3 protein-coding genes are annotated in these 6,000 nt (G+C 75.0%); 1 reads left to right on the forward strand and 2 read right to left on the reverse strand.

Going from position 1 to position 6,000, the window contains the following annotated elements; all coding sequences use genetic code 11:
- Window positions 1-360: 360 nt before the first annotated feature.
- On the reverse strand, window positions 361-1,131 hold the full coding sequence (locus ACWD5O_RS33890; RefSeq protein WP_354962257.1) for a DUF5995 family protein: 771 nt from the start codon (window positions 1,129-1,131) through the stop codon (window positions 361-363).
- Window positions 1,132-1,266: 135 nt separating this feature from the next.
- Entirely contained in the window at window positions 1,267-4,167 is a 2,901-nt protein-coding gene (locus ACWD5O_RS33895) for a helix-turn-helix transcriptional regulator (RefSeq protein WP_449939331.1), read from the reverse strand.
- 193 nt (window positions 4,168-4,360) lie between these two features.
- Between ACWD5O_RS33895 and ACWD5O_RS33900 the strand changes: the two genes are divergently transcribed.
- The coding region (locus ACWD5O_RS33900) for an AAA family ATPase (RefSeq protein WP_450087796.1) at window positions 4,361-6,000 on the forward strand (1,640 nt) is incomplete at its 3' end.

A 6,000-nucleotide genomic window follows, 5' to 3' on the forward strand; every position in this document is an offset into this window, starting at 1 on the left:
CCACCCGGCCTCAGTGGGCCGGGCCGCGCGGGCCGGGGTCGGGCGGCGGGCCGGCGCCGGGCCAGGACGGTCATGGCGCGGGCGTACCCCGTAAAGGCTCGGCGACACCCCCCGTCCGGTCGGATCTCCCGCCACCGGCGACGCGGCCCCTCCCCGCCGGTTCCCCCACCGCCGGCCGACACCCCCCGGGCCGGCCGACGACGGCAGACGGTCGACACCCCCCGGGGTCGGCCGGCTGTCACCCGGAGCCGACCGCATTCCGCAGGCGGCGTCGCGGGGTGGGTGGAGCTGGCGGGGCGGGACGCGTCCCCGCGCTCCGCCGCCCCCCATCGGGCGGAGCGCGGGGACCCCCCGTCCCGGCTACTGCAGGAACGCCCCCAGGGGCGAGAGCAGCAACCGGCCGAGCGCCGCGGCGTTGTCGTCCAACCGCGTGCGCTCACACTCGCGGGCGTCCGGATCGTGCCGGCACCGCCAGATCTTCTGCGCGTTGCGCCAGGCGACATCGCGGGTGTACTCGACCAGTTCCCCCTGGTACCAGTCGTCGATGTCCCCGTTGAGCATGTCGATGAGCAGCTGCCACCGCTCCAGGTAACCCCGACGAAGGCCGGGGATCTTGTCGGCGAAGATGTTGTTGATCTCGAGGTAGTCGTGGTGCTGGTCGCTGCCGTCGACCGGCTCCGATTCCAGGTGGTCGAACGTGGTGACCAGGGCGAACGGCAGATCGAAGTTGATGTGCGCGTTCACACCGGCCGCCGCCGACGGCAGCGGGCGGGCGTCCGGCCCGCGCATCCGCTCGAACAGGCACGACCACGCCCTCGGGGTGCCGGGGCTGGAGTCGGTCCACAGTCGCATCGCGTCGAAATACCGCGCCGCGAACTCGACGTCCAGCCGGGAGAGGAAGACCGGGTCGACGAAGCGGTCGTCGTACAGCCCGTCCAGGACGCTGCTGGTGATGGTCAGGTAGAGCTTGTTGAAGTCGGCCAACGGGCAGCTCTCCTCCAACGGAGGCAGCCGCACCAGAAGGTCCTGGAGCTTGGTGAGGTGATCGACAACGGCCGGCACGTCCGCCGGATGGTCGGCGAGCAGGTCGACGATGTCCCGGTGCACGGGCCCCCAGACCGGTTCGGTCATCTCTCCTCCATGGTGGTCCGCGGCACCCCCGTGCCGCCGTCGACGGTGCTCAGCCTTTCAGCCGACATCGACCGCCGGATCAGTAGAACGACGTATCCCGGCGCGCACAGGCGCGCCGACTGACCGACCGGTCGATCAGCCGCGCCGACCGCGCAACTGGATGGCGGTGGCCTGGACACGGCTACGGACCTGGAGCTTGTCGAAGATGTGCGACACGTGCACGCCGATGGTCCGCTCGCTGATGAACAGCCGCTGCCCGATCTCCTTGTTGGTCAGTCCCTCGGCGACCAGGACGAGCACCTCCCGCTCCCGCGCGGTGAGCGCCGCCAGCTCGTCGTCGACCGGCTCGGCCGCGGCCGCGCCCCGCGTACGGTCGGTGGCCTCGTGCTCCTCCAGCGACACCCGGGCCCGCCCGGCCAGCTCGCGGATCTCGGAGGTCAACGGCACCGCGCCCAACCCCTGCGCCACCCGGTACGCCTCGCGCAGCAGCTTGGCGGCCGTGGCCACCCGACTGCGCCGCGCCAGCAACGCCTCGGCCTGCCGCAGCCGCGAGTACGCCGCCGGGTAGGGGTGGTTGCGCCGTTCCCACTCGGCGACCGAATTGGCCCACAGCTCCGGGTCGCTGCCGTCGAGTCGGCTCACCTCGGCGGCGCAGAGCGCCAGGAAACCGTCCACCACCGATCGCACCGGACGTGCCGCGGACGCGCTCTTGCGCGCCACCCGCTCGGCGACCTCCCGCAGCCGGCGCACCGCCGTCGGGTCGACCGCCACCGTGCGGCTGGCGTGCGCCTCCGCCTCGGCGCGCAGGCCGTGCCAGACCAGCGCGGAGAGGATGGTCACGTCGTCCGAGCGGCTCTCGGTCAGGCCGCGCTGCACCGCCTGCCGCGCCACGTCGTGCCGGCCCTCCCACATCGCCAGCCCGGCGCGCAGGGTGAGCAGGGGGATGACGTGCCGGGCCCCGCCGCCGGCGAGCACGGTGGCCACCGCGTCGAGGTCCCGGTCGGCGGCGTCGATGTCGCCGTAGCCCACCGAGAGCCGGCACCGGGCCAGCAGCAGCTCGACGGCGTCCGCCCCGGACGGGCGGTGCCGGAGCGCGGCGGCGACGACCTTCTCGGCCTCGGCCCACTGGCCCACCCGGAACAGCCCGTTGGTGGCGATGGCCAGCAGCCGGGTCTCCCAGGTGCGGCCCAGCCCCAGTTCCGCCACCCGTTCGGCGCCCCGGCGGGCCACCACCACCCCCTCCTCGAGGATGTTCAGCGGACCGGTGAGCAGCTCGGCCAGGTGCAGGTACGCGCAGGCCACGTCCTCCGGCCGGCCGGCGCGCTCGGCGGTGTCGAGCGCCTGGCGCATCACCGCCAGCCCGGCGTCCGGGTCTTCCAGGTAGGCGCCGCTGAAGCCGAGCGCCGAGCTGGCCAGCACCACCTCGGTGGTGGATCCCTCCACCGTGGCGGCCAGCGCCAGCGCCTCCCGGGCCCGCCGGCCGGCGTCCGCGTACCGGCCAAGGTGCAGCAGCAGCTCGGCCAGGTGCGCGGCGGCGGTGGCCCGCTCACCCGGGGAGCAGTCGGCCGCTTCCAACGCCCGCTGGTACTCCTCCTCGGCCAGCGCCGAGCGCCCGGCGGCGGCCAGGTAGCGGGCCCGGCGGATGTGCAGCGCGCAGCTCGGCTCGCCGCCCTGCACCACAGCCAGCTCCTCCAGCAGGGCCAGCGCCCGGGCGTGCTCCCCACAGTGGTGGGCCGCCTCGGCGGCGTGCCCGAGCAACTCGACCCGGTCCACACCCGGCGTGCCGGGGTCGCCGGCCAGTTGCAATGCCGCCGACCAGTGCCGGTGCGCCTCGGCGTAGCCGTGCAGCCGCTCGGCCTCCTGCGCGGCGGCCACCGCCGCCGGCAACGCCCGGGCCGGCTCGCCGGCCAGCCGCCAGTGGTGCGCCAGTCGGGCCTGGTGCAGCTCGGCCGGCGCGGCGGTCAGCGCCTCGGCGTAGCGACGGTGCAACCCGGAACGCTCGGCCGGCAGCAGCTCGTGCGCCAGGACCTCGGCGACGAGGCGGTGCCGCAGCCGGTAGCCGTCGTCGGCGCCGACCAGCAGCCGGTGCGCCACGGCGGCGCGGGCCGCCTCGATCAGCTCCTCCTCGGGCAGCCGGAGCACCTGGGCCAGCAGCCAGTGCTCCACCGGCTCGACGCCGGCGGCCACCGCGTGCACCACCGCGTGCGCGTGCTGGGGCAGCGCGTCGACCCGGGCGAGGAAGATCTCCCTCAGCGTCTCGGACAGCCCGTCCCGGCCGTCGCGCAGGTCGCGGGCCAGCTCCTCGATGACGAACGGGTTGCCGCCGCTGCGCTGCCACACCTGCTCGGCCGCGTCCGCGGTGAGCTCCCGGCCGACCACCGCGGCGGCGAGCCGTTCGGTGCCGGCGCGGTCCAACGGGGACAGGTCGAGCACCCGCACCGTACGCAGTCGACGCAGCTCGGTGAGCACCCGACGCAACGGGTGTGCACCCTGCAGCGACTCGGCGCGGACCGCGGCGAGCACCGAGAGCTGGAGGTCGCCGAGCCCGGCCAGCAGGTAGAGCAGCAGCTGGCGGGTGCTCCGGTCGACCCACTGGAGGTCGTCCAGGATCAGCACCAGCGGACGGCCCTCGGCGATCAGGTGCAGCCCCCGAGAGACCCGTTCCAGCAGCGCGCCCGCGCCGTCCGGGCCGGCGGTCTCGTCGGCGAACATCTGCAACAGCCCCCGCACGGCCGAGGAGGTGCGCGCGTGCGAAGTGGACAGATCGGCGTCGAAGCGCCGCAGTGCCTGCAACAACGGGTGCAGCGGGGAGGCGTCGCCGATGTCCAGGCAGCTGCCGGTGAGCACCAGCGCGCCCTGGTCGCGCAACCCGGCGCCGATCTCGCCGAGCAGCCGGGTCTTGCCCACACCGCTCTCACCGGTCAGGAAGACGGCGGCGGTCTGCCCGTGCGTGACGTCACCGAGCAACGCGGACCGAACCGTCTGCACCAGCTCGGCCCGGCCCACGAGCGGTGCGGTGTCCACATCGCTGGCCATGGCACGCAGCCTAATCACACGCCCCCGTACCGTTCTACGGCCATCTGCCGCTTGTGGTACTCCTCGCGTCGACATTGCGACTAAAGGTTGCGGGTGGCCGACATACGTCGTTCTGCCGATCCCCCGTCAGCCCAGGAATGCCAATCTCCGAGGGTCGTCAGCCAACAACGGGAGAAGGGCCGGTGCGATACCCATGACCACCATCATCACGCAGCGGACCATCGCCCCGCACTGGCCGGTGCCGGAGGAGCGACGCACGGTGACCGTCCTCTTCGTCGACATCGTCGGCTCCACCGCACTGGTCGACCGGCTGGACCCGGAAGACGTCCGGGCGCTGCAACGGGCCTACTTCGCCACCGTCGCCAGCGTGCTGCGCCGCTGGCACGGGGTGGTCGAGAAGTACGTCGGCGACGCGGTGATGGCTCTGTTCGGCGCGCGGCACTCCGACGGCTTCGACGCGTACCGGGCGGTCCGCGCCGGGCTGGAGATCCAGGCCGCGCTGGACCGCCGCCCGGTGATCGGTGACATCGCGCTGCGGGTGCGTGTCGGCGTGGCCACCGGCGAGGTGGTGGTCGACCTGGGCAGCGCCGTCAACGGCGGTCACGGCGTGGCCAGCGGCGCGGTGATCACCGCGGCGGCCCGCCTGCAGGAGTACGCGCCACCCGGCGCCGTCGCGCTCTGCGCGGCCACCGCCCGGGCCACCGCCGGCCTGATCGCCCAGCGCCAACTGGCACCGGTGCCGGTCGCCGGGCGGGTGCCGCCGGGCCCGGTCTGGCACGCCGTCGGTCCCGTGCGCCCGAGTGCCGACCCGCACGACGGCCCGCTGATCGGCCGCCGTCGCGAGCTGGCGACCGTGCGGGACCAGCTGAGCCGGGCGGTCCGCGAGCACCACCCGCGCTGGGTGTCCCTGGTCGGTCCGACCGGAAGCGGACGTAGCCGGCTGCTGCACGAGCTGACCACGTCGCTGACCACGGTGGACGGGGTGGCGGTGCGCTGGTGCGTGGCGACCTGCCAGCCGTACCCGGACCAGGTGCTCGCGCCGGTCGCGGACCTGCTCCGCGGGCTCACCGGGATCCGTCACGGTGACGGCCCGGCGGTGATCCGCGACCGGTTGACGGCGACCCTGACACCGTTGCTCCCGCCGGCCCGGGTCGCTGCGGCGGTCCCGGCGCTGGAACGGCTGCTGGCCGCCCCGGACGGCTCGGTGGCCGCGCTGGCCGGCGCCGCGTCCTGCCGGGACGCCCTGCTGCGCCTGGCCGCCCATCGGCCGCTGATCGTCGCCGTGGACGACCTGGACCGGGCCGCACCCGCGGTGAGCCGGTTCCTGCACGCTCTGTTCACCGCCGCCACGGCACGCGGGTTGCCGCTGGCCGTGGTCACCCTGCACCAGCCGCACTGGGCCGACACCCGACCCGGCGCGGCCCGCCGGGTGGCGGTCCGGCCGCTGGCCACGGTGCAGAGCGGCCGGCTGCTGCGTCTCCTGCTGACCCGGGCCGGGCAGCCGGTGGCCCTTGTCGACCGGCTGCTGCCGGTGGTGGGCGGCCGTCCCGGGCACGCGACGGCGTACGTGCGTTCCATCGTCGACGGCGCGGACCCGGCTGCGCTCCCGCTGCCCGACGACGTGCGCCGGGCGGTCGGCGCGGAGCTGGACCGGCTCGACGGCGAGCGACGGGCGGTGCTGATGGCCGCTGCCACCCTGGGCGGCGTGGCCACCGGCGCGGCGGTGGACCGGGCGCTCGGCTGGACGCCGGGGCGGTCCGCGCCGGCGCTGCGCGGGCTTCTCGGCACCGCCGTGGCGGCTGATCGAACTCGACCTGGGGACCGGCTGGCCGG

The sequence above is a fragment of the Micromonospora sp. NPDC005161 genome (assembly GCF_053599855.1).